Consider the following 21,247-nt stretch of genomic DNA (forward strand, 5'->3'; position numbering starts at 1 on the left):
GTAGACTGGTAACGCAACGGCTCCGCTCCTGGTCAGACGTCTTCTGTGAGAGGAAAACGATCTTAACCAGGCGGGGCCGTTGCGCTGTCACCAGCGATCAAGAGTTCTGAATAACGCTCCTACGTTCAGGACCCCCGAATTCAACACTCAGAACGCGAGGGGCTCGGCCAGGTCTGTTCTGAGCGTTGAATTCGGGGGTCCTGAGTGTTCGACACGCGGGCGCTGGAGGTTCGACACGCGCGGGGGTTAGGTGGGGCGGGGGGCGGAGTCGCCCAGGATCTTCACGGCGGCGAGCCAGGCCGCGCCGGCGGCGCCCTCGGTGGCGACGGTGACGGGGGCCGAGGTGCGCGTGGTCAGTTCGCGCTTGAGGCGGGAGCCCAGGGGCTGGGCGTGGACCAGGCTGCCCATCAGCACGATCGGCGAGCGGTCGTCGGTGGGGCGGGCGGCCTCGGCCAGGTCGGCCAGGGTCTGCACGGCGGCGGTGATGATCCGGTCGGCTGACGGGGCCGTGGCGTGCGCCGTCACGAGGGGCGCGTAGGTCGCCAGCGCGATCGGCGCGGCGTTGTTGGCCACCGTGATCAACCGCCGCCACTGGTCACGCCGGGGCACGTCGGGGATGTCCGCACGCGCCAGCACGGCGGTGGTCAGGTCGTCCGACCCGTCCCGCTCCAACGCCACCAGGGTCGCCCGCACCGCCTCACGCCCCAGCCAGAACGCCGAACCCTCGTCACCCAGCAGCCAGCCGTACCCGCCGGCCGTCGACACCAGCTCGTGGTGCTCGATCCGGGCCGCGATCGACCCCGTCCCCGCCACCAGCACGGTCCCGTCGGGCGACGCCGACCCCGTCGCGAACGCCGCCTCGCAGTCCGTGATCACCCGCATCGGGCACCGCAGCCCGGCCCCGGCCCACGCCGCCTCGAACAACGCCGCCACCGCCGGATCGCTGAGCAGCTTGCTCGACCCGGCCATGCCGAGCACGCCCGACTCGACCTTCGCCGGGTCCAACCCCTCCAACGCCGCCGTCAACGCCTGCCGCACGTGCGTGGCGGCCGTCTCCGGCGGGTGCGAGTTGGGGTTCGCGCCGCCGGCCACCCCGGCGCCCAACCGGGCGCCGTCCAGGTCGAGCACCAACGCCCGAGTGCTCGTGCCGCCCGCGTCCAGACCCACTACGAAACCCATTCGCCCGAGTATGCCCAGCACGAACGAGGTCCGGCACACCCAACCGGGTTGTGCCGGACCTGCCTCTCGGTAACAGCCGCGACACGCGTCAGCCGACCGCGAGCACCTGCGCGCGGTCACCCGAAGCGTTGTGGTGGTGCAGGAGGAGCAGGCTGCCGCCGGACTCGCCCCGCCGCACCCGCAGCACCGCGCCCGGCTCCGCCACGAACGACACCCCGCCCTCGACCCCGAGCCCCGGCCGCAGCGGGTCGAACGCCATCGGCGTGTCGATCCGGTCCACGAACCCGTCCGCGTTGCCGGGCGCCGGGTAGTGCCCGGACATCACGACCGTGTAGGTCAACGGCGCGCTGCCGGCCGCCGGGTCGATGCCCAACGCGGCCAACGCCACCGGCAGCACCACCACGTCGCTGTCCATGAGGTTGGTGTCCACGTCGCCGTACTGGCCGTTGAGCGGCTGCTCGTCCACCACCTCGCCGTCCGCCTCACGCACGGTCCGCGCCAGCCACACGTCCGCCGTCACGACCTCGCCCACGCTCGGCTTCACCGCGCTGACGGTGTAGTCGTGCGCACCGTCGCCGTTGGTGTCGATCCGGATCCCCGGGTTGGCGGCGATGCCGAGCGTCACCCAGTTCCGCCAGGTCACGACCCCGAATGCCAGCATCCCGTCACCGACACCCGCCCCGACGTACCGCAGGTCACCGCCCTTGGCCGACCCGTTGACCGCGCAGTCGGCCTGCATCCCGTCCACGCAGTCGGGCAACTCCGGGCTTGAGCCCTGCAACGCGAACGCGCTCACCAACGACCGGTAGGCCTCGTCTCCCTCGCCCTGGTCCAGCGCACGTCCGCCCAGCTCCACCGCGCCGTCACCGCGGTCGACCGCCTCCACGTCCGCGACCGGCTTGGGCGCCGCGTACACCGGTACCCGGAGCGTGCGGTCGCCCGACCGCACGAGCAGCCGGCCGGACGCCTCCGCCAGGAACTGCCGCGCCACGTCCGCCTGCACCTTCTCGATCGTCGGGTCGGCCACCTTCCGCAGCTCCTCGGGCGTCACGGTCAGCGTCACGTCGACCGACGCGGTCCCGCCCGGCGGCACGACGAGCACCGGCGGCCACACCTCGAACGTCGCGCCCGGCACGGTGGTCGCGGCCTGGTACGACACCCGCGCCGTGCGCGTCGACGCCGACTTGTTCACCACTTCCACCGTCTTGCTCACCTCCACCGGCGCCGCCGCCTCGACCGGCCCGAACGACACGCCCACCGTGCCGGGGTCGTCCGCGACCATGGCCAGCAGGTCGACGCCGACCGCGTCCAGCGCGTCCACCCGCCCCGCGCCGACCCGCATCGGCGCCTCGGGCGTGCCGGTGGTGTGGTCGTCGCCGTCGGTCACGTCACCGGTCGCGGTGTTCATGATCGCCGCCTTGACCTCCTCGACCGTCCACTCCGGACGGGCCTCGCGCACCAGCGCGGCGATGCCCGCCACGTGCGGCGCGGCCATGGACGTGCCGCCCATGCTCACCGCTTCGGCCCCCGTGCCGACCGACGCGGACAGGATCGTGTCACCGGGCGCGGCCACGTCCGGCTTGGCCGCCGCGGCACCGCGCGACCCGCGCGAGGACGACGGCGTGATCGTGTCGGCCAGGGTCGGCGTCATCGTCGGCACGGCGTTGCGCAGCGAGCCGAGCATCCGCACCTGGAGCGTGCCGTCGGCCAACGCGGGCCGCACGGCGTCGGTCGCCGCACGGGTGAACTGGAACGCCGGGATGCCCGCGTTGCCCGCGATGGCCGCCTTGAAATGCGCGCTGGTGGCGGTGAGCAGCACGCCCTCCGCGCCCGCCGCCTCGGCGTGGTCGGTCCGCGCGGCCGAGCCGCACTCGCGCGTCGCGTCGTCCTCGTCCCACTCCAGCCACACGAACCTGCCGGCCAGGTCCTCGGCGATCGGGGCGCAGCCGTCGAGGTTCTCCGGGTCGGACACCGGCACGACGGGCAGCGTCACGTCCAGCGCGGCGTACCCGGTGTAGCTCTTGCTGTACTGCCCGGCCTGGTTCACGCCACCCACCTCGACCCCGTCGAGCAGCGCGAACGCGTCCCGCGTGTTGGCCACCGCCAGCGCCTCGGGCGTGTTCCCGGGCGAGCCGCCGACGTCGTAGAGGTCGCCGCCGTTGCCCGCCGCCGCGACCACCACCACGCCGTGCTCGACGACCTTGCGCACGAACAGGCTGTCCGGGTCGTCCTGGCCGGCGAAGTCGCCGCCCAGCGACAGGTTGACCACGTCGAGGTGGTCGCCGAAGTCGCCGTCGCCGTTCGGGTCGAGCGACCAGTCGAGGGCCTGCCCGACCAGCTCGGTCGCGCCCGTGCAGCCGAACACCTTCAGCGCGTACAGCGACGCCTTCGGCGCGGTGCCGGGTCCGATCCTCATACCGGCCACCGCCTCGGGCGTCAACGTCGAGTAGTCGCCACCGAACGGCGTGCCGTCCGCGTTCTCGCCGTACCCGGCGGCGGTGCCCGCGACGTGCGTGCCGTGGCTCTGGCAGTCCAGGGGGTTCGGGTCGGGCGCGGGCACCGCCTGCTCCGGCTTCGACGAGTCGTAGGCGTCGCCCGCGAAGTCGTGGCCGCCGACGACCTTCGCGGTCGGCGTCCACGGCGCGGTGCGGTCGACGGCCTCGTAGGCGGCGGTGGTGCCGGGGCCGCCGAAGTCGGCGTGCGTGTAGTCGATGCCGGTGTCGATGACGCCGATGCGCAGGCCCTCGCCGTACCGGCCGGTGTCCCGCCACACCCGCGCGGCCCGCGTCAGCTCGACCGCGCCCGCGTTGCGCACCGACTTCGGCACGGTCAGCCGCACGGACTCGACCTCGGGCAACGCGGTCAGCCCCCGCAGGCTCGCGGCGTCGGCGGAGACCACGACGCCCGGCACCGCGTTGCGCGTCTTGGCGATCTCCCGGGTGGCGGCGTCCTGGCCGCGCAACGCGGTCAGCACCCGGTCGGCCTGCACGTCGACGTGCTGCCGGGCGGCCCGTGCGGCTGCCGCGGGGTCGTGCCCGCCGCGCGCCTTCTCGTCGCCGTACGCCCGGGCGGCCGGGGCCGTGGTCAGCTCGACGAACGCGGTGACCGGCCCGGTGGCGCGGGCGAGCGCCGCGCCGACCCGCTCGGACGACCCGCCGCCCGCGTGGTCGGCGCGGTTCGGCGGCAGCGGTCTGGCCGTCGGATCGGCTCCCGAGGCGCTGCCGACGAGGAGCGTGCCGAGCAGTGCGGCGGTGGCGGCGGACGCCCACACCACGCGGTGGAGTTTCATCGCGACCCTTCGTAACCGGGATTCATCGGACCACTAACCGGACACCCTCTAGACGGAGGCGCTGGAGAGCGCTATACATCCGATCTGTCGACCGGCTTTCGAGGAGGACCTGCCGTGCAGTTGCTGCGCCTGGGACCGTTGGGCTCCGAACGACCCGCCGTCCGCGCCGACGACGGCGTCACGTACGACCTGACACCGGTGGCCGACGACGTGACCGGGGCGTTCCTGGCCGACGACGGCATCGCCCGCACGCGGGCCGCGCTCGCCGCGGGCGAACTCCACCCGATCGTGGCCGACGGCGTGCGGATCGGGCCGCCCGTCGCGGGCGTCGGCAAGCTCGTCTGCATCGGCCTCAACTACCGCGACCACGCGGAGGAGACCGGCGCGCCGATCCCGGCCGAGCCGGTGATGTTCCTCAAGACGCCGGACACGATCGTCGGCCCGAACGACGAGGTGCTGGTGCCGCGCCGTTCGGTGAAGACGGACTGGGAGGTCGAGCTGGCCGTGGTCATCGGCCGCGAGGCCCGGTACCTCGAGTCCGCCGAGGAGGCCCTGACCTGCGTCGCCGGGTACGCGCTGTCCCACGACGTCAGCGAGCGCGAGTTCCAGCTCGAACGCGGCGGCCAGTGGGACAAGGGCAAGAACTGCGAGACGTTCAACCCGCTCGGCCCCTTCCTCGTGCCCGCGGACGAGGTCGGCGACCCGCAGGCGCTCGGCATGCGGCTGTGGGTCAACGGCGTGCCGCGGCAGGACTCGTCCACCAAGAACATGATCTTCCCGGTGGCCGAGCTGGTCCGCTACCTGAGCTGGTTCCTCGTCCTCCGACCGGGTGACGTCATCAACACCGGCACGCCGGCGGGCGTGGCGCTCGGCCACCCGGAGCCGAAGCCGTACCTGCGGGCGGGCGACGTGGTGGAGCTGGAGATCGACGGTCTAGGCAGGCAGCGGCAGACGCTCGGGCAGGCGTGAGGTGACCACGGTGGCGGATCGGATCGTCGCGCTGGACGTGCTGGACATCCGGTTCCCGACCTCGCGGGAGCTGGACGGGTCGGACGCGATGAACCCCGACCCCGACTACTCCGCCGCGTACGTCGTGCTGCGCACGTCGGGCGGCCCGGAGGGCTACGGGCTGGCGTTCACCATCGGCCGCGGCAACGACGTGCAGGCCGCCGCGATCCGGTCGTTGGCGCACCACGTGGTCGGCCTGCCCGTGCCGGAGACCGCCGCCGACCTGGCCGCGTTGTCCGCGGCGCTGGTCGGCGACTCGCAGCTGCGGTGGCTCGGCCCGGAGAAGGGCGTCGCGCACATGGCGCTCGGGGCGGTGGTCAACGCAGCGTGGGACCTCGCGTCACGGCGCGCGGGCCTGCCGCTGTGGCGGTTCCTGTCGGGCATGACGCCGGAGGAGATCGTCGGCCTGGTCGACTTCCGGTACCTGTCCGACGTGCTCACGCCCGACGAGGCGCTCGAGATCCTGCGCCGCGCGGAGCCGGGACGTGCCGAGCGGGCGGAAGCGCTGGCCAGGGACGGCTACCCGGCCTACACGACGTCGCCGGGCTGGCTCGGGTACACCGACGACAAGCTGGCGGGCCTGGCGCGGCAGGCGTTGGCCGACGGCTTCGACATGATCAAGCTGAAGGTCGGCGGCAGCCTGGACGACGACGTGCGGCGGATGAAGCTGGCCCGCGAGGTCGTCGGCCCGGACGTGCGCATCGCCGTGGACGCCAACCAGCGGTGGGACGTCGGCACGGCCATCGCGTGGATGCGCGAGCTGGCGCCGTTCGACCCGTACTGGATCGAGGAGCCCACCTCCCCGGACGACGTGCTGGCGCACGGCGCGATCGCCAGGGCGTTGAGCCCGATCAGGGTCGCCACCGGCGAGCACGTGCAGAACCGGGTCGTGTTCAAGCAGCTGCTCCAGACCGACGCGATCGCCGTGCTGCAGCTGGACGCGTGCCGGGTTGGTGGCGTGAACGAGAACGTGGCGATCCTGCTGCTGGCGGCGAAGTTCGGCGTGCCGGTGTGCCCGCACGCGGGCGGCGTCGGCCTGTGCGAGCTGGTCAGGCACCTGGCGATGGTCGACTTCGTGGCGGTCTCCGGCACCGTCGACGGCCGCGTCCTCGAGTGGGTCGACCACCTGCACGAGCACTTCACCGACCCCGCGGTGGTGCGCGGCGGCCGGTACGTCGCGCCCACCGAGCCGGGTTTCTCGGCCCGGCTGCGGGAGCGGACCCTGACCGACTACCGGTACCCCGACGGTCCGGTGTGGACCGAGGCGCAGGAGGAGCGGTGAGCGAGTTCGAAGGGCTGGTCGCGGTGGTGACCGGCGGCGCGTCGGGCATCGGCCTGGCCACCGCGCGGCTGCTGGCCGCCCGTGGCGCGACCGCGGTGGCGTTGGACCTGAACCCGCAGGTCGACCTCCCGCTGCACGGGATCAGGATGGACGTCGCCGACGACGCGTCGGTGCGCGCCGCGGTCGACGAGGTGGTCGAGCGGTTCGGCCGGCTCGACGTCGTGGTGAACAACGCGGGCGTCGGGGCGCAGGGCGACGTGACGGCGAACCCGGACGACGAGTGGCTCCGGGTGCTGGACGTGAACGTGGTCGGCATGGCCCGGGTCGCCCGCGCCGCGCTGCCGCACCTGCGGAAGTCGCCGGCCGCGGCGATCGTGAACACCGGGTCGATCGCGGCGTGGGCCGGTCTGCCGCAGCGCGCGCTGTACTCGGCGAGCAAGGGCGCGGTGCACGCGTTGACGCTGGCCATGGCCGCGGACTACGTGCGCGAGGGCATCCGCGTGAACGCGGTGGCCCCCGGCACGGCGGACACCCCGTGGGTGGGCCGACTGCTCGACTCGGCGCCGGACCCGGCCGCCGAGCGGGCCGCGCTGGAGGCCAGGCAGCCGCACGGGCGGCTGGTCTCGGCGGAGGAGGTCGCGGGCGCCATCGCCTACCTGGCCGGTCCGCTCTCCGGTTCCACCGCCGGCACCGTCCTCGCGGTCGACGGCGGCATGCACGGTCTGCGGTTGCGCCCGAAACCCTGAGCGGATTGAAGGGACCATGACGCGTCTCGGCATCACCATCGTCGCGGTGCGCCTCACTGCTTGCGGCTCGGTCGGAGGAGGCCGCTTCGTCACGGGGAAGGTGCAGGAGTGATCCCTCTGTCCCCCTTGGGGTTCGGCGGCGGTCCGATCGGCAACCTGTACGCGGAGGTGTCCGATGTGGACGCCTTCGGCGCGTTGGAGGCCGCCTGGGACGCCGGTGTCCGGTACTTCGACACCGCGCCGCACTACGGGCTCGGGTTGTCGGAGCGGCGGATCGGCGCGTTCCTGGCGGGTCGGCCGCGTGACTCGTTCGTCGTCTCCACGAAGGTCGGCCGGGTGTTGGAGCCGGGGTTCGGCGACGGTGACGACATGGCGAACGGGTTCGCGGTGCCCGCGACGGCGTGGCGGCGGTGGGACTTCAGCGCGGACGGCGTGCGGCGGTCGTTGGAGTCCTCTTTGGACCGACTGGGGCTGGACCGGGTCGACGTGGTGTACGTGCACGACCCGGATGCGCACGGGGAGCAGGCGCTCTCGGAGGCCGTGCCCGCGTTGCTGGCGCTGCGCGCGGAAGGCGTCGTCGGTGCGGTCGGCGTGGGGATGAACCAGTGGGAGATGCCCGCGCGGTTCGTCCGGGAGACCGACGTGGACGTGGTGCTGCTGGCCGGGCGGTACACCGTGCTGGAGCAGGGCGGTGCGGCGTTGCTCGACCTGTGCGCGGCGCGTGGCGTGTCGGTGGTGGCGGCGGGGGTGTTCAACTCCGGGCTGCTGGCCCGGCCCGACGTCGGCTCGACGTACGACTACCGGGCCGCGCCGGAGTCGTTGGTGCGGCGTGCCCGGCGGATCGCCGCGGTCTGCGCGCGGCACGGCGTGACGTTGCCGCAGGCGGCGGTGTCGTTCCCGTTCCGGCACCCGGCGGTGGTGTCGGTGCTGTTGGGCGTCCGGACGGCGGCGGAGATGCGGGCCGCGGTCTTCTCCTCGCCGGTGCCGGACGCTTTGTGGGACGACCTGCGCGAGGAGGGCCTGCTGGCGGCGTGATCCTTTCCGGTGCGGTGGCTCGGGTGTACGGTGTTGCGCGGTAAGAGCAAACCCTGGTCAGCGCCAGGTTGGTGGTTGGAGCGTGCTGGCCGTCCCGCGCGTGCGCGGGTACGGACACCGTGAGGAACAACCACACATGAACGAAGAGCTCATTTCCTTGTTCCGCGAGCACGTCGCGGCTCTCGTCCCGCTGCCCGAGGTCGACGCGGCGGCGTCCCGGATCGCGGCGGCGGTGGGCGGTTCCAGCCCGCACCTGCCCGTGACCGCGCTGGTCGCCGGCGCCTACCAGTGCCTCCTCCGCCGCATGCCGCGGTCGGATGCCTTGCGTTCGGTGGCCCGTGCGTTCCACGAGCCGATCCGCCCTTATGTGCACGACGGCACCAAGGCCGCCCTCGACGCCGCCGACGACCCGTTCACCGTGATCACCGGCATGTCCAAGGACCGCGAGGAGAACTACTTCGGCGACGACTTCGCCTTCACCCGCTCCGAGTCCGCCTCGCACTACCACGTCGACGTCCACCGCTGCTTCTACGTGCGCGTCCTCGCGGTCGCCGGCGTTCCCGAGCTGGGCGAGGTGTTCTGCGACTTCGACGCCGCGTGGATCGACGCCATCGACCCCGACCGCCACCGCGTGACCTTCCGACGACCGACCACCATCGCCCGGGGCGGCTCCACCTGCCCCTTCCACTTCGACCGCACCTAACCGCGAGAGTCCTACCTCCACGCCGCGTGAGTCCTACGTTCAGAACGCGCGTGTCCTACGTTCGCGTCGCGCGTGTCCTACGTTCGGAACACCTGAATTCAACGCTCTGAACACGGTCGGCGGGCGTCACGCCAGGTCGGACAGCCACTGCTCGACGCCCGCCACGTGCACCGTCGACCACGAACGGGCCAGTTCGGGCTGGTGCGCGGCCAGGGCGTCGACGATGGCGCGGTGCTCGGCGACGGTCCGGTCCACCGCGCCGCCCTGCGTGATGCCGCGCCAGATGCGGACCCGCACGGTCGGGCCGGCGAGGGTGTCCAGCAGCTGGGCCAGGTAGGCGTTGCCCGAGCCCTGCGCGACGGCGCGGTGGAACTCCAGGTCGTGCTCGACCAGCTCCTCCACCGACCGGGCGGACTCGGCGGCGTCGCACAACGCCCGCAGCGCCGCGACCTCGTCCGGCCCGACCCGCTGCGCCGCCATCGCCGCGGCGGCCGGTTCGAGGATGCGGCGCACCTGCAGGACCTCCAGCACGGAGTCCTCACCGCGGTGCAGGTCGAGCACGAACGACAACGCGCCGAGCAGGTCGTCGGCACGCAGGCTGGACACGTACGTGCCGTCACCCTGCCGCACGTCCAGCACCCTGACCAGCGACAACGCCTTGACCGCCTCACGCAGCGAGTTCCGCGACAGCCCGAGTCGCTCGGCGAGGTCCGCCTCGCGCGGCAGTCGGTCGCCCGGCTTCAGCTCGCCCGAGACGATCATCTCCTTGACGCGCAGGATGGCGTCGTCGGTAACTGCCACGGCGGTCCTCGACTCGTCAGCTAGACCTCGGATGTCTGGCGCCAAGTATGGGCCACGCCGAAGCGCCGCGCGGCCAACCCGCCGTGCGGCGAGACATTCACCCATCTCTACTCTATTCGGTTATCTTATAACCATACGTGACGGCGTCCGCCACTTCCGGCCATAATGGTCTGGACCATTTGAGGAGGGACCTTGGACACGGTTGTCGCAGCTCCGCGAGCACTGCTCGGTCGGGCCATCACCGGTCCCGTCAGCCTGAGGTTCAGGGCAGGCCGGATCGTCGAGGTCGTCGCGGGTTCACCACCCGACGGCGCCGAGGTGCTGACCGACGGCCTGCTCACCCCGGGCCTGGTGGACGTGCAGGTCAACGGGGCGGTCGGGGTCGACTTCGCCGAGGTGGACCCCGAAGGCATGGCGGAGGTGGCGAGAGCGCTCCCACGAACGGGGGTGACCCGTTTCCTGCCGACCCTGATCACCGCGCCGGTGCCGGTCGCCATACGCCAGGCGCACGCCGTGCTGGCGGCGTCGGCGACCCTGCCGCCGCACGCGGGCGCCAAGCCGCTCGGCGTGCACCTGGAAGGGCCGTTCCTGTCGCCGAAACGCGCGGGCGTGCACGACCCGGCGCTGATGGTGCCGCCGGGCCCGGCCGAGATCGACATGCTGCTGAACGACGGGGTGCTGCGGCACGCGTTGCGCATGGTGACGCTCGCCCCCGAGCAGCCGGGCGGCCTCGACGCCGTGCGCAGGCTGGCGGCGGCGGGCGTGCTGGTCGCGGTCGGGCACAGCGACGCGACGGGCGAGCAGACCAGGGCCGCCGCCGAGGCGGGCGCCCGCATGGTGACGCACCTGTTCAACGCCCAGCGCCCGCTCGGCCACCGCGAGCCGGGCGTGCCGGGCGTGGCGCTGGTGGACGACCGGTTCACGTTGGGCCTGATCGCGGACCTGGCGCACGTCGGCCCGGACGTCTGCCGGCTGGTCTTCAACGCCGCCGGCCACCGGGTCGCGCTGGTCACGGACGCCGTGGCCGCCGCGGGCATGCCGCCGGGTCGCTACCAGCTCGGCGGGGCGGACGTGCTGCTGGCGGAGGACGGCGTGCCGCGGTCGCCGGAGGGCACGATCGCGGGCAGCGCGCTGACGCTGGACCTGGCCGTGCGCAACATCGTGTCGGTGGGCGTGGACCCGGCGGACGCGCTGGCGTCGGCGACCGTCGTCCCGGCCGACGCGATCGGCGAGCCGACGTTGGGCCGGCTCGAGGTCGGCGCCGTGGCGGACCTGGTCTGGTGGGACGACGACCTCCGGCCGCGCAAGGTGTGGGTGGATGGCGAGGTGGTGTTCGACCGCGCGACGGCGTACGAGAACGCGACGGTCGGCGTGGCCGCCGCGGGCCGGTAGCCGTACAAGGGGAGAGGCCCGAGGGATGCGTCCCTCGGGCCTCTCCCGTGTTCTGAGCGTTGAATTCAGGTGTTCCGAACGTAGGACACGCGTGACGCGAACGTAGGACACGCGCGGCCTGAACGTAGGACTCTCGGCGCGCGAGCGTAGGACTCTCGCGGGGTCAGCGGGTGCGGGTGACCTTGTTCAGGCCGCGCGGGTTGTCGGGGTCGCCGCCGCGGGCCAGGGCCAGGCCGTGGGCCAGGCGCTGGACCGGGAGGATCTCCAGGATCGGGGCCACCTCCTCCGCCGTCTCGGCGACCGGGACGCGCAGCGCCGCCGAGACCTTGTCGGACGCCGAACCGACCGCCAGCACGTCCGCCCCGCGCCCGTGCACGGCGTCCAGGACGTCGTGCAGGGCGTCACCGCCCTTGCCCGAGCTGGTCACCGCCAGCACGGCCGTCTCCGCGTCCACCGCCGCCACCGGCCCGTGCAGCAGGTCCGCCCCGCTGTACGCGCGCGCCGCCAGGTACGACGTCTCGGCCAGCTTCAACGCCGACTCCAACGCCGTCGGCAGCGAGTAGCCGCGCCCGGTGGTCAGCACCCGGTCCACGAACCGGTACCGCTGCACCGCCTCGGCCACCGCGTCCGCCGAGGAGTCCAACGTCGCCCGCGCCAGGTCGCCCAGGTTCGACGCGGCCGAACCGTCACCGCCCCGGATCCCGTCCACCAGCAGGTACAGCGCCAGCAACGTCGCCGAGTACGTCTTCGTCGCCGCCACGGCCCGCTCCACGCCCGCGCCGACGTCCACCGCCAGCTCGGCCGCGCCGTTCAACGGCGACGACGAGGTGTTCGTCACCGCCACCGTCAGCGCACCGCGCGCGCGAGCCGACTCGGTCACCTCCAGCAGGTCCGGCGACCCGCCGGACTGCGACACCGCGACCAGCAGCACGTCGCGCAGGTCCGGCTGTGCCCCGTACAGCGTGGTCGTGGACGGCGACACCAGTCCGGCGGGCAGCTCCAGCAGCACCTCGGTCAGGTACTTCGCGTACAGCGCCGCGTGGTCGCTCGACCCGCGCGCCGCCAGCAGCACGAACCGCGGCCGGCGCTCGGCGATCACCGAGGCGACCGACGCGATGGCGTCCCGCCGCGCGAACAGGTCGGCGAAGATCCCCGGCTGCTGGTCGATCTCGGCCGCCATGTGCCTGCCGGGCTGGTGGTCGGTCATCGGAGTTCCCCTGTCGGTTCAGGTGCGGCTGACGGCGTGGAGGTGGCGGCGGCGATGCGCTCGGCCGCGGCCCGCAGGCACACCCGTGAACCGCCGTGGGTGTCCACGCGGGCGGCGGCGCCCAGGTCGGGCCCCGGCACGCCCGTCTCGACGTGCACGAGGTCTAGACCAATAGTACCCAGCGACGACACCAGCTCGCGAGCCCACGCGTGGCGGTGTGCCTCACGCGTCACCACGACGACCGGACGCCCGGCGGCCAGCGACGCGATCTCGCGCGCGGACGTCGCCGCCACCACGGAAGTACCCGGAACGAGCTCCGCCAAGTACGGCCCGAGCCCCCACGGCACGTCGCCGACCGCGATCGACGGCTCCACCGCCAGGTCCACGACCACCGGCGGCCCGGACAGCGCCAACGTGCCGCGCACCTCCAGCGCCCGCCGTGCCGCGACGAGCCCCAACCCCGGGTCGTGCGCCTCCACGGACGTCGCCGGAGCACCCAGCGCCGCCGTCCGCCGTGCCGCCTCCTCCAACCGCTCCAGCGGCAGCGCGCCCGACTCCACCGCCGCCACGATGCTGTCCACCAGCCACCGCAGCCCGTCGTCGTCCAACGGCTCGCCGCCCAGGCACAGCGCGTCCACCCCGGCCGCCAACGACCGCACCGACCCCTCGGCGAGGTCGCCGCCGACGGCCTTCATGTCCAGCCCGTCGGTGATGATCGCGCCGGTGAACCCCAGTTCCTCCCGCAGCACCCGCACCGCCACCGGGTTCAGCGTCGCCGGCGCCGGGCCCCACTGCGGCACGACGAGGTGCCCGGTCATGATCGACCGCACCCCCGCCGCCACGGCCGCCCGGAACGGCACGAACTCGACCGACGCCAGCTCCTCCGGGGTCCGCGGCAGCACCGGCAACGCCGCATGGGAGTCCACAGTGGACGCCCCGTGGCCGGGGAAGTGCTTGGCGCACGCCGCCACCCCGACCGCCTGCAACCCCTCCACGAACGCCGCCACGTGCGCGCCCGCCGCCACCGGGTCCGACCCGAACGACCGCACGCCGATCACCGGGTCCTCCAGCGTCAGCACGAGGTCCGCCGACGGCGCCAGGTCCAGGCTCACCCCGCACGCCGCCAGCCGCGCCCCGATCGACGCCGCCACCGCCCGCGTCAGCCCCACGTCGTCCGCCGCGCCCAACGCGTGGTTGCCCGGCACCTCCGACCCGCGGCCCGCGTCGAGGCGGGTGACGTCGCCGCCCTCCTCGTCGATCCCGATCACGACGTCCGCGCGCGCGCCCCTCAGCTGCGCGTTCAAGGCCGTGACCTGAGCGTCATCCACTACGTTCCGCCCGAACAGCACGACACCGCCGAGCCCGTCGGCCACCCTCTTGAGCAGCCAGTCCGGCGCGGCGGTCCCGTGGAACCCCGGCAGCAGCACACCCGACGCGAGCCGGTGCAACGACATGCGGTCCTACCCCTTCACCGCACCGGCCGTGACACCGGTGACCATCTTGCGCTGCACGATCAGGAAGAACACCAGCACCGGCAGCGTGAACAGCGCCGACGCGGCCATCGCGCCACCCCAGTCCGTGCCGAACGCCGTCTGGAACCCCGACAGCCACACCGGCAGGGTCTCCTTGGCCTGGTCCTTGACCAGCGACAACGCGAACAGGAACTCGTTCCACGCGGTCACGAACGCGAACACCGACGTGGCCACCAACCCCGGCCCGAGCAGCGGCAGGGTGACCCGGCGGAACGCGCCCCACCGGCCGCAGCCGTCCACCATCGCCGCCTCTTCGAGCTCCAGCGGGATGCCGTTGACGAACCCGCGCAGCGTCCACGCGCAGAACGGCAGCGTCACCGCGAAGTAGATCAGCGCCAACGCCGGCAGCCGGTCGAGCAGGTCGAGGTCGCGCATCATCAGGAACATCGGGATCAGCAGCGCCTCGAACGGCGCCATCTGCGCCACCAGCAGCATCATCACGAAACCCTTGCGGCCCCGGAACCGCATCCGCGACAACGCCAGCGCGGCCAGCAGGCCGATCACGATCGACGCCAGCACCGCGCTCAACGTCACCAGCAGGCTGTTGCCCAGCGAGTTCAGGAACCCGGGCTTGGCCCACGCGGTGGCGAAGTTCGAGCCCGTCACCGAGAACGGGACCAGGTCGTAACCGCTGGTCAGGAGCTCCTTGCGCGGCTTCAGCGCGGTCGCGACCATCCAGTACGTCGGGAACGCGAAGAACAACGCCACGACCAGCGCGACGACGTTCCCCGTGACCTTCCGGGCGGAGGCACTCTTCTTCGTGATCACAGCTCGCCCTCCTGGGACCGGACCAGCCTGCGCAGGTACTGGAACGTGAGCAGCCCCAGCAGCGCGACCATCACCACGGACACCGCGGCGGCCACGCCGAAGTGGCTCTTCGAGATGCCCTCCAGGTACTGGTAGACGGGCAGCGTCGTGCTGCCGCCGTCCGGGCCGCCCTTGCGCATCGCCCAGATCTGCGCGAACACCTTGAAGTCCCACAGCAGCGACAGGAACGTCACCATCAGCAACAACGGCCGCAGCTCCGGCCACGTCACGGCGCGGAACGTCTGCCACGCCGACGCGCCGTCGATGCCCGCCGCCTCGTACTGGTCCTTCGGGATCCCGATGGCGCCGGCGTAGAGCGAGAACGCCAGGAACGGCACCGCCTGCCACACGATCAGCAGCCCGATCACGGCCAGCGTCGACGTGCCGGTGGAGAACCACGAGAACCCGGCGAAGCCGTCGAAACCCAGCTTGACCAGGGTCTTGTTCAGGATGCCGTACTGCTGGTCGAAGATCCACTGGTAGACCGTGGTGGCCGCGAGCAGCGGCATCGCCCACGCCAGCAGCATCGCGACCTGCAGCACGATCCGCACGACCGGGCTGATCTGCCGCATCAGCAGCGCGATCAGCAGGCCCGCGAGGATCGACACGACGACCACGACCCCGGTGAACACCACGGAACGCACCGTGATGGCCCAGAACTCAGGGTCGCCCAGGATCTCGGTGTAGTTGTCCAGACCGGTCCACACGACCTCGCCGCGGGTCAGCTCGCGCAGGTTCAGCTTGCGGAAGCTGGTCACCAGGACGGAGAGGACGGGCCAACCGATCAGCCAGAGGATGGCCACCACGGCGGGGGCCAGCAGCAGGTAGGGCAGCGCCCGGTCGAAGGCGCCGCCCCGACGGCGCGGCGCGCCGTCCGGTGCGGCACGCCCCCGGGGGGGGCGGCGGGCCGGGGGGGGCCCCGCGGCGGGGGGGGGGGGGGGGCGGGCGCCCCCCCCGGGGGGCCCCCCCCGGCGCGGGCCGCCCCCGCGGCGTCGGTCGTGTGCACGGCCGTCATCCGATCGTCATCCGGCCAGGGTCTTCGACAAGGCCGTGTTGGCGTCGGACGCGGCCTGGTCCAGCGGCTTCGCGCCGGTCAGGTACGCCGTCAGCATGTCCTTCAGCGGGTTCTGGCCCGCCTCGACCGCGGCCCACGACGGCGTGGTCGGGGTGACCTTGCCGTTCGGGGCGGACTCGGCCAGCGCCTTGCCGATCGGGGTGGTGGCCAGCTTCGACGTGTCGGTCGAGGTGCCGGGCACCGCGCCGCCCTCGGCCAGCATGTCCTGGTACTTCGCCGAGCTGAGCAGCTTCAGGTACTCCTTGGCCAAGTCGGCGTTCTTGCTGCCGGCCGGGATGGCGAGGTTCGAGCCGCCGAGGAACACCGGGGCGGTCTTGCCCGCGGTCTTCGACGGGATCGCGAACGCCGAGGTCTTCTCCTTCAGGTCGGCGTTGGCCTTGACCGCGCCCGCGAGCTCCCACGGCAGGCCGATCATCATGCCGACCTTGCCCGTGGCGAACACCTCCATCTGCTGCGGGGTGGCCTCGTCCGCGTCCTTCGGCGCCTTGGTGCCGGAGGTGTCGACCAGCTTCTTGTAGAACTCCAGGCCGGCCTTGGCCTGCGGGGTGTCGAGCGCGCCCGCCCAGGCGGAGCCCTGCGGCTTCGCGACGTCGCCGCCCTCGTCCCAGATGAGGGACAGCAGCACGTACCAGGACTGGCCCGGCAGGTAGAGGGGCTGGAAGTCCGGGTCGGCCGCGTTGGCCGTCTTCAGCTTCTCGATCGCGGCGATCCACTCGTCACGCGACTTCGGCGCGGCGGTGATGCCCGCGGCCTCGAACAGGTCGGTCCGGTAGATGACCGTGCGGTTCGCGGCGTAGAACGGCACGCCGTACTTCTTGCCGTCCCAGGTCAGCGAGTCCTCGAGGCCGCCGAGCCACTGGTCGCCGTTGAGGCCGGAGGCGTCCGCGCTGAGGTCGGTCAGCGTCTCCTCGGCCGCGAACTTCGCCGTCTGGGTGTTGCCCAGCTCGATGACGTCCGGCGGGTTGTTGCTGGTCAGCGCGGTGGTCAGCTTCTCCTGGATGCCGTTCCACTTCTGGATCTCGTACTTGACGGTGACGCCGGGGTGCGAGTCCTGGAACTCCTTGTTCAGCGCGTCGGTCAGGGTGGTCGGCGCCGAGCCGTCCATCAACCAGACCGTCAGCGTCTTGGGTTCTCCGGAGTTTCCGCTGCCGCCGTCGGAGCTCGTGCCACATCCGGCCACGGCCACCGCGAGTGCGGCGGCACCTACGGCCAGTCCTCTCCAGCCCTTCACGTTGTGCGCCCTTTCCCCATGCCCCGATCCCGCGACCGGAACTCCAAAGTGGTGTAGACCAATGCGGCCTAGAGTGTGCCTCGCCACAGGGCATGTCAAGGCCGTTGCTGGACCGTTGCAAAGTCATCGGATCAATTTCTTGGCGCTTGTCGGGGGTTCGGGCGCACGATCCGACGAGGACAAGGCATCCTGTGTCTGGGAGCGCTGGCAAGGTCGGCTGGCAAGGGGCGAGGAGGAAGGCATGCTCGAGACGAGCCCTGCGACTGGCGTGGACGCCAGGACTCGCGCGCAGCGCGAGCCGAAGTACTGGGGACTCAAGCGGCATCTGCTCGACCTCCTGCGCGCGTTGCCGCCAGGATCGCCGATCCCGACGGAACGGTCGCTGGCGGCGGAGTTCGACGTGTCGCGCACGACGGTGCGGCAAGCGCTTGCCGAACTGACCGTGGAGGGTCGGTTGCTGCGCGTGCAGGGCAAGGGCACGTTCGCCGCGGAACCCAAGGTGGCGCAACGGCTCCAGCTGTCGTCGTACACAGAGGACATGAAAGCCCAGGGCAGGCAGCCGTCGTCGCGGTTGATCGAGGCGTCGGAGATGCCCGCCGAGGCCGAGCTGGCCAGGCTGCTCGGCGTGCGGGCGGGCGCGAAGGTGCTCCGGCTGCACCGGCTGCGACTGGCCGACGGCGAGCCGATGGCGATCGAGACCACGCACCTCGCGCTGGGCCGGTTCCGCGGTCTGCGGCGCTACCTCGCGCCGGGCGCGTCGCTGTACCAGGTGCTGCGGGAGCGGTTCGGCGTCGAGATGGGGCACGCGGAGGAGACCATCGAGACGGCGCTGGCGTCGCCGGAGGAGGCGGAGCTGCTCGGGGCCGACATCGGCCTGCCGATGCTGCTGCTGTCGCGGCACTCGTTCGACACGGAGGGCAACCCGGTGGAGTGGGTGCGCTCGGTGTACCGGGGCGATCGCTACAAGTTCGTGGCGACCCTGAACCGGCCCGCCGGCTAGGCCTCGACGCCGCCCGGCCACGACGTGGGCCGGGCGGCGTACCTCTCGCGGTGCTGTCGCGACGTTGTCGCGTGCCTCGCGGGCTTGCGTTGCGGATGTGCCTCGTGCACCTGCCTCGCGCAGCGTGCTCGCAAGACGTGCTTCGCAAGCGTCCCCCGCCCAGGGGGACCCCTGCTTTTATCCTGCCGGCCACCACCGACGGTCCGGGGGTGCTCCGCTCGGCCTGTGGACAACCGCGAGAGCAGAATGGCTCTGTGGCGGAAACTGTGGTGTGGGGCACGGGCCGGGCGAAGGCCGTGCTGGCGACGACCATCCTCGGGTCGGGCATGGCGATGCTCGACAGCACGATCATCAACGTCGCGCTGCCCCGCATCGGCGCCGAGCTCGAAGCCTCCGTGGCAGGCCTCCAGTGGATCCTCGACGGCTACCTGCTGGCACTGGCCTCGCTGATCCTGATCGCGGGCTCGCTCGGCGACCGGTACGGCCGCCGCCGGGTCTTCACCTTCGGCGTCCTCTGGTTCGGCGCCGCGTCCCTGCTCTGCGGCCTCGCGCCGACCACCGAACTGCTGGTCGTCGCCCGCGTGCTGCAAGGCATCGGCGGCGCGCTGCTCACCCCCGGCTCGCTCGCCATCCTCCAATCGGTGTTCGCCCGCGCCGACCGAGGCCGGGCGATCGGCGCCTGGTCCGGCCTGTCCGGCGTCGCCACGGCGATCGGGCCGCTGCTCGGCGGCCTGCTGGTGCAGGCCTGGTCGTGGCGGCTCGCGTTCCTGATCAACCTGCCGATCGCGGCCCTGTGCGTGTGGCTGGCCCGCCGCCACGTGCCCGAATCCCGCGACGAAGCCCTCACCGGCCGCCCGAACATCGGCGAGTCGGTCATCGGCGCCATCGGCCTCGCCGGCATCACCGGCGCGCTGGTCGAGGCCCCGGTCCGGGGCCTCGACGCGCTCGTGGTCACGGCCGGGGTCCTCGGCGTTCTCAGCCTGGTGGTGTTCGTCGTGCTGCAACGCCGGGGCAGCGACCCGCTGGTGCCGCCGCAGCTGTTCGCCAACCGGACGTTCGTGCTGTCCAACGCCCTGACGTTCCTCGTCTACGCGGCCCTGGGCGGGGTGATGGTGCTCATGGTGCTGCAGCTGCAGGTGTCGCTGCACTACTCGCCGACGGCGTCCGGCCTGGCCAGCGTGCCCATCACGCTGATCCTGCTCGCCCTGTCCGCCCGCTCCGGCGCGCTCGCCCAGCGGATCGGGCCGCGCGCCCAACTCGTCGGAGGACCGGTCCTGATCGGCGTCGGCATGCTGATGCTGCGCTGGGTCGAGCCGGGCGCGGGCTACTGGACCGGCGTGCTGCCCGGCCTGCTGGTGTTCGGCTTCGGCCTGGCGGCCGTGGTCGCGCCGGTGACGGCGACCGTGCTGGCCGCCGCGCCGGACCGGTACGCGGGGGTCGCCTCGGGCGTGAACAACGCCGTCGCCCGCACCGGCAGCCTGGTCGCGGTGGCCGTGCTGCCGGCCGTGGCGGGCCTGACCGGCGCCCAGTACGCCGACCCGACCGCGCTCACCGAGGGCTGGCAGACGGCCCTGCTGGTGTGCGCGGTCGCGTCGGTCGTCGGCGGGCTGATGGCGATCGGCGTGGACAACCGCGTCCTGGAACCCACCCCCGAAGTGCCCGAGTGCCACAGCTGCGGCGTCGACGGCCCGCCCGCGCGCGTGCCCGAGTCACTCGGGGACCCCGACTGACTCAGAGGTAGCGGGCGAACACCTCCGGGTCGACGTTCCCGCCGGACAGCACGGCCACGGTCGGGCCGGAGGACGGCCGCGCGAGGTGGGCGGCCACGGTCACCGCGCCGCTGGGCTCCACCACGAGCCGCGCCCGCCGGGCCAGCACGCCGACCGCCTCGCCGATCTGCTCCTCGGACACCGTCACGATGTCGTCCACGTGGGCGCGCAGGTGCTCGAACGTCAGCTCGGACGGCTCGGCCCGCAGCCCGTCGGCGATCGTCCGGGCGCGGTCGGCCGCCGGCCACCGGACCAGCGTGCCGGCCCGCAGCGACTCGGCCGCGTCACCGGCCAGCTCCGGCTCCACCCCGACCACCCGCGTGGACGGGCTCAGCGCCTTCACCGCCGCGGCCACACCCGAGATCAGCCCGCCGCCGCTGACCGGCACCAGCACCGTGGCCACGTCCGGCTTCTCGGCGATCACCTCCAGCCCGACGGTGCCCTGACCTGCGATGACGTCCGGGTGGTCGAACGGCGGGATCAGCGTCGCGCCCCGTTGCGCCACCAGTTCGGCGGCCCGCGCCTCCCGCAAGGCCATCGGCACCTGGACGACCTCGGCGCCGTGCGAGAGGGTCGCCTCGACCTTGACCCGGGGCGTGTCGTCCGGCACGACGATCACCGCGGGCACGCCGAACAGCTTCGCCGCGTAGGCGACGGCCTGGGCGTGGTTCCCGCTGGAGTAGGCGACGACGCCGCGCGCCCGCACGTCCTCGGTCAGCCGCGCCAGCGCGTTGTACGCGCCGCGGATCTTGAACGCGCCGACCGGTTGCAGGCTCTCCGGCTTGAGCCACAACCCGTCGTCGAACCGCAGCAGGGGAGTGCGGACCGCCGCGCCCTCGATGCGGTCGGCGGCGGCCCGGATGTCGGAGATCGTGACGAGTCCCATGCGTCGATCCTCACCCCTGCGGCGGTGTGATGAGTACACGGGTCGTTACCGGAACTCCTCCTGCCTCACCCGCCTGGGCCAACAACATTCACACGTCCGTGGCTTCGTTGGCCGAATCGCTTACTTCTGGCAAAACCGCCCGAATCGGTGATCGACTCACTACCTTGAGTGAGAGTTAACTGTCAAACGCTACACAGCGCAGTCATGTCGGCGTGTCCTGTGACACACTTCGCCCTCAGATGGCTCGGGCCGTAACAGGTCACGGAGTCATAACGTCGCCCGAACGGGTGAGTACTGGTCGGTAG

At 72.6% G+C, this 21,247-nt stretch carries 17 protein-coding genes; 8 read left to right on the forward strand and 9 right to left on the reverse strand.

The annotated features are described in order from the left end of the window. Positions 1 to 246: 246 nt before the first annotated feature. Both LNK82_RS26460 and LNK82_RS26465 read right to left on the reverse strand, forming a co-directional pair. Positions 247 to 1,179, reverse strand: a complete 933-nt coding sequence (locus tag LNK82_RS26460) for an N-acetylglucosamine kinase (RefSeq protein ID WP_230569710.1) — start codon at positions 1,177 to 1,179, stop codon at positions 247 to 249. 88 nt (positions 1,180 to 1,267) lie between these two features. Then, positions 1,268 to 4,468 carry a S8 family peptidase gene (locus LNK82_RS26465; protein ID WP_230569711.1) on the reverse strand — a complete coding sequence of 1,067 codons (3,201 nt, stop codon included), beginning with the start codon at positions 4,466 to 4,468 and terminating at the stop codon, positions 1,268 to 1,270. A 114-nt stretch (positions 4,469 to 4,582) separates the two neighbouring features. On the opposite strand from LNK82_RS26465, the gene LNK82_RS26470 reads away from it, so the two are divergent. The 5 genes from LNK82_RS26470 (at position 4,583) to LNK82_RS26490 (ending at position 9,242) form a co-directional block, all read left to right on the forward strand. Then, positions 4,583 to 5,437: a fumarylacetoacetate hydrolase family protein gene (locus tag LNK82_RS26470; protein ID WP_230569712.1), complete on the forward strand. Its 855-nt coding sequence runs from the start codon at positions 4,583 to 4,585 to the stop codon at positions 5,435 to 5,437. A 10-nt stretch (positions 5,438 to 5,447) separates the two neighbouring features. Next, positions 5,448 to 6,758, forward strand: a complete 1,311-nt coding sequence (locus LNK82_RS26475; protein ID WP_372470652.1) for an enolase C-terminal domain-like protein — start codon at positions 5,448 to 5,450, stop codon at positions 6,756 to 6,758. Next, positions 6,755 to 7,504, forward strand: coding sequence for an SDR family NAD(P)-dependent oxidoreductase (locus tag LNK82_RS26480; RefSeq protein WP_230569714.1), 750 nt, complete (start codon positions 6,755 to 6,757; stop codon positions 7,502 to 7,504). The genes LNK82_RS26475 and LNK82_RS26480 overlap by 4 nt, the downstream gene beginning before the upstream one ends. Positions 7,505 to 7,612: 108 nt before the next feature. Further along, positions 7,613 to 8,539 (forward strand): aldo/keto reductase, encoded by a 927-nt coding sequence (locus LNK82_RS26485; protein WP_230569715.1) that lies wholly within the window; start codon positions 7,613 to 7,615, stop codon positions 8,537 to 8,539. A 136-nt stretch (positions 8,540 to 8,675) separates the two neighbouring features. Continuing rightward, complete coding sequence (locus LNK82_RS26490; protein ID WP_230569716.1) at positions 8,676 to 9,242, forward strand: L-2-amino-thiazoline-4-carboxylic acid hydrolase; 567 nt, start codon at positions 8,676 to 8,678, stop codon at positions 9,240 to 9,242. A gap of 126 nt (positions 9,243 to 9,368) precedes the next feature. Here LNK82_RS26490 and LNK82_RS26495 read toward each other — a convergent pair whose 3' ends face one another. After that, positions 9,369 to 10,043, reverse strand: coding sequence for a FadR/GntR family transcriptional regulator (locus tag LNK82_RS26495; protein ID WP_230569717.1), 675 nt, complete (start codon positions 10,041 to 10,043; stop codon positions 9,369 to 9,371). A gap of 192 nt (positions 10,044 to 10,235) precedes the next feature. On the opposite strand from LNK82_RS26495, the gene nagA reads away from it, so the two are divergent. Beyond that, entirely contained in the window at positions 10,236 to 11,435 is a 1,200-nt protein-coding gene (gene nagA / locus LNK82_RS26500) for an N-acetylglucosamine-6-phosphate deacetylase (RefSeq protein WP_230569718.1), read from the forward strand. Between the two features lie 163 nt (positions 11,436 to 11,598). Here nagA and LNK82_RS26505 read toward each other — a convergent pair whose 3' ends face one another. The 5 genes from LNK82_RS26505 to LNK82_RS26525 form a co-directional block, all read right to left on the reverse strand. Then, entirely contained in the window at positions 11,599 to 12,642 is a 1,044-nt protein-coding gene (locus LNK82_RS26505; RefSeq protein WP_230569719.1) for an SIS domain-containing protein, read from the reverse strand. Next, positions 12,639 to 14,096: a glycoside hydrolase family 3 protein gene (locus LNK82_RS26510; protein ID WP_230569720.1), complete on the reverse strand. Its 1,458-nt coding sequence runs from the start codon at positions 14,094 to 14,096 to the stop codon at positions 12,639 to 12,641. Before LNK82_RS26510 ends, LNK82_RS26505 begins: the two co-directional genes overlap by 4 nt. A 6-nt stretch (positions 14,097 to 14,102) precedes the next feature. Continuing rightward, positions 14,103 to 14,942 carry a carbohydrate ABC transporter permease gene (locus tag LNK82_RS26515; RefSeq protein WP_230569721.1) on the reverse strand — a complete coding sequence of 280 codons (840 nt, stop codon included), beginning with the start codon at positions 14,940 to 14,942 and terminating at the stop codon, positions 14,103 to 14,105. Continuing rightward, positions 14,939 to 15,784: a carbohydrate ABC transporter permease gene (locus LNK82_RS26520; protein ID WP_372470653.1), complete on the reverse strand. Its 846-nt coding sequence runs from the start codon at positions 15,782 to 15,784 to the stop codon at positions 14,939 to 14,941. The genes LNK82_RS26515 and LNK82_RS26520 overlap by 4 nt, the downstream gene beginning before the upstream one ends. A 219-nt stretch (positions 15,785 to 16,003) precedes the next feature. Then, the gene (locus tag LNK82_RS26525; RefSeq protein WP_230569722.1) at positions 16,004 to 17,287 is read right to left on the reverse strand and encodes a sugar ABC transporter substrate-binding protein; all 1,284 of its coding nucleotides are present in this window, start codon (positions 17,285 to 17,287) and stop codon (positions 16,004 to 16,006) included. Positions 17,288 to 17,528: 241 nt separating this feature from the next. Here LNK82_RS26525 and LNK82_RS26530 point away from each other — a divergent pair, with 241 nt between their 5' ends. Next, on the forward strand, positions 17,529 to 18,287 hold the full coding sequence (locus LNK82_RS26530) for a GntR family transcriptional regulator (RefSeq protein WP_230569723.1): 759 nt from the start codon (positions 17,529 to 17,531) through the stop codon (positions 18,285 to 18,287). A 254-nt stretch (positions 18,288 to 18,541) separates the two neighbouring features. Next, entirely contained in the window at positions 18,542 to 20,017 is a 1,476-nt protein-coding gene (locus tag LNK82_RS26535) for an MFS transporter (protein WP_308257274.1), read from the forward strand. A gap of 1 nt (position 20,018) precedes the next feature. Here the strand turns inward: LNK82_RS26535 and LNK82_RS26540 are convergent, their stop codons facing one another. Continuing rightward, complete coding sequence (locus LNK82_RS26540; RefSeq protein WP_230569724.1) at positions 20,019 to 20,942, reverse strand: threonine ammonia-lyase; 924 nt, start codon at positions 20,940 to 20,942, stop codon at positions 20,019 to 20,021. Between the last annotated feature and the right edge of the window lie 305 nt (positions 20,943 to 21,247).

This window comes from Saccharothrix luteola, assembly GCF_020859565.1.
Classification (GTDB): Bacteria; Actinomycetota; Actinomycetes; order Mycobacteriales; family Pseudonocardiaceae; genus Actinosynnema; species Actinosynnema luteola.

Bases quoted from the DNA above. Each gene is read 5' to 3' on its own strand.
- LNK82_RS26460 (WP_230569710.1), bottom strand. From the start codon at position 1,179: ATGGGTTTCGTAGTGGGTCTGGACGCGGGCGGCACGAGCACTCGGGCG.
- LNK82_RS26465 (WP_230569711.1), bottom strand. From the start codon at position 4,468: ATGAAACTCCACCGCGTGGTGTGGGCGTCCGCCGCCACCGCCGCACTG.
- LNK82_RS26490 (WP_230569716.1), top strand. From the start codon at position 8,676: ATGAACGAAGAGCTCATTTCCTTGTTCCGCGAGCACGTCGCGGCTCTC.
- LNK82_RS26505 (WP_230569719.1), bottom strand. From the start codon at position 12,642: ATGACCGACCACCAGCCCGGCAGGCACATGGCGGCCGAGATCGACCAG.
- LNK82_RS26510 (WP_230569720.1), bottom strand. From the start codon at position 14,096: ATGTCGTTGCACCGGCTCGCGTCGGGTGTGCTGCTGCCGGGGTTCCAC.
- LNK82_RS26530 (WP_230569723.1), top strand. From the start codon at position 17,529: ATGCTCGAGACGAGCCCTGCGACTGGCGTGGACGCCAGGACTCGCGCG.
- LNK82_RS26540 (WP_230569724.1), bottom strand. From the start codon at position 20,942: ATGGGACTCGTCACGATCTCCGACATCCGGGCCGCCGCCGACCGCATC.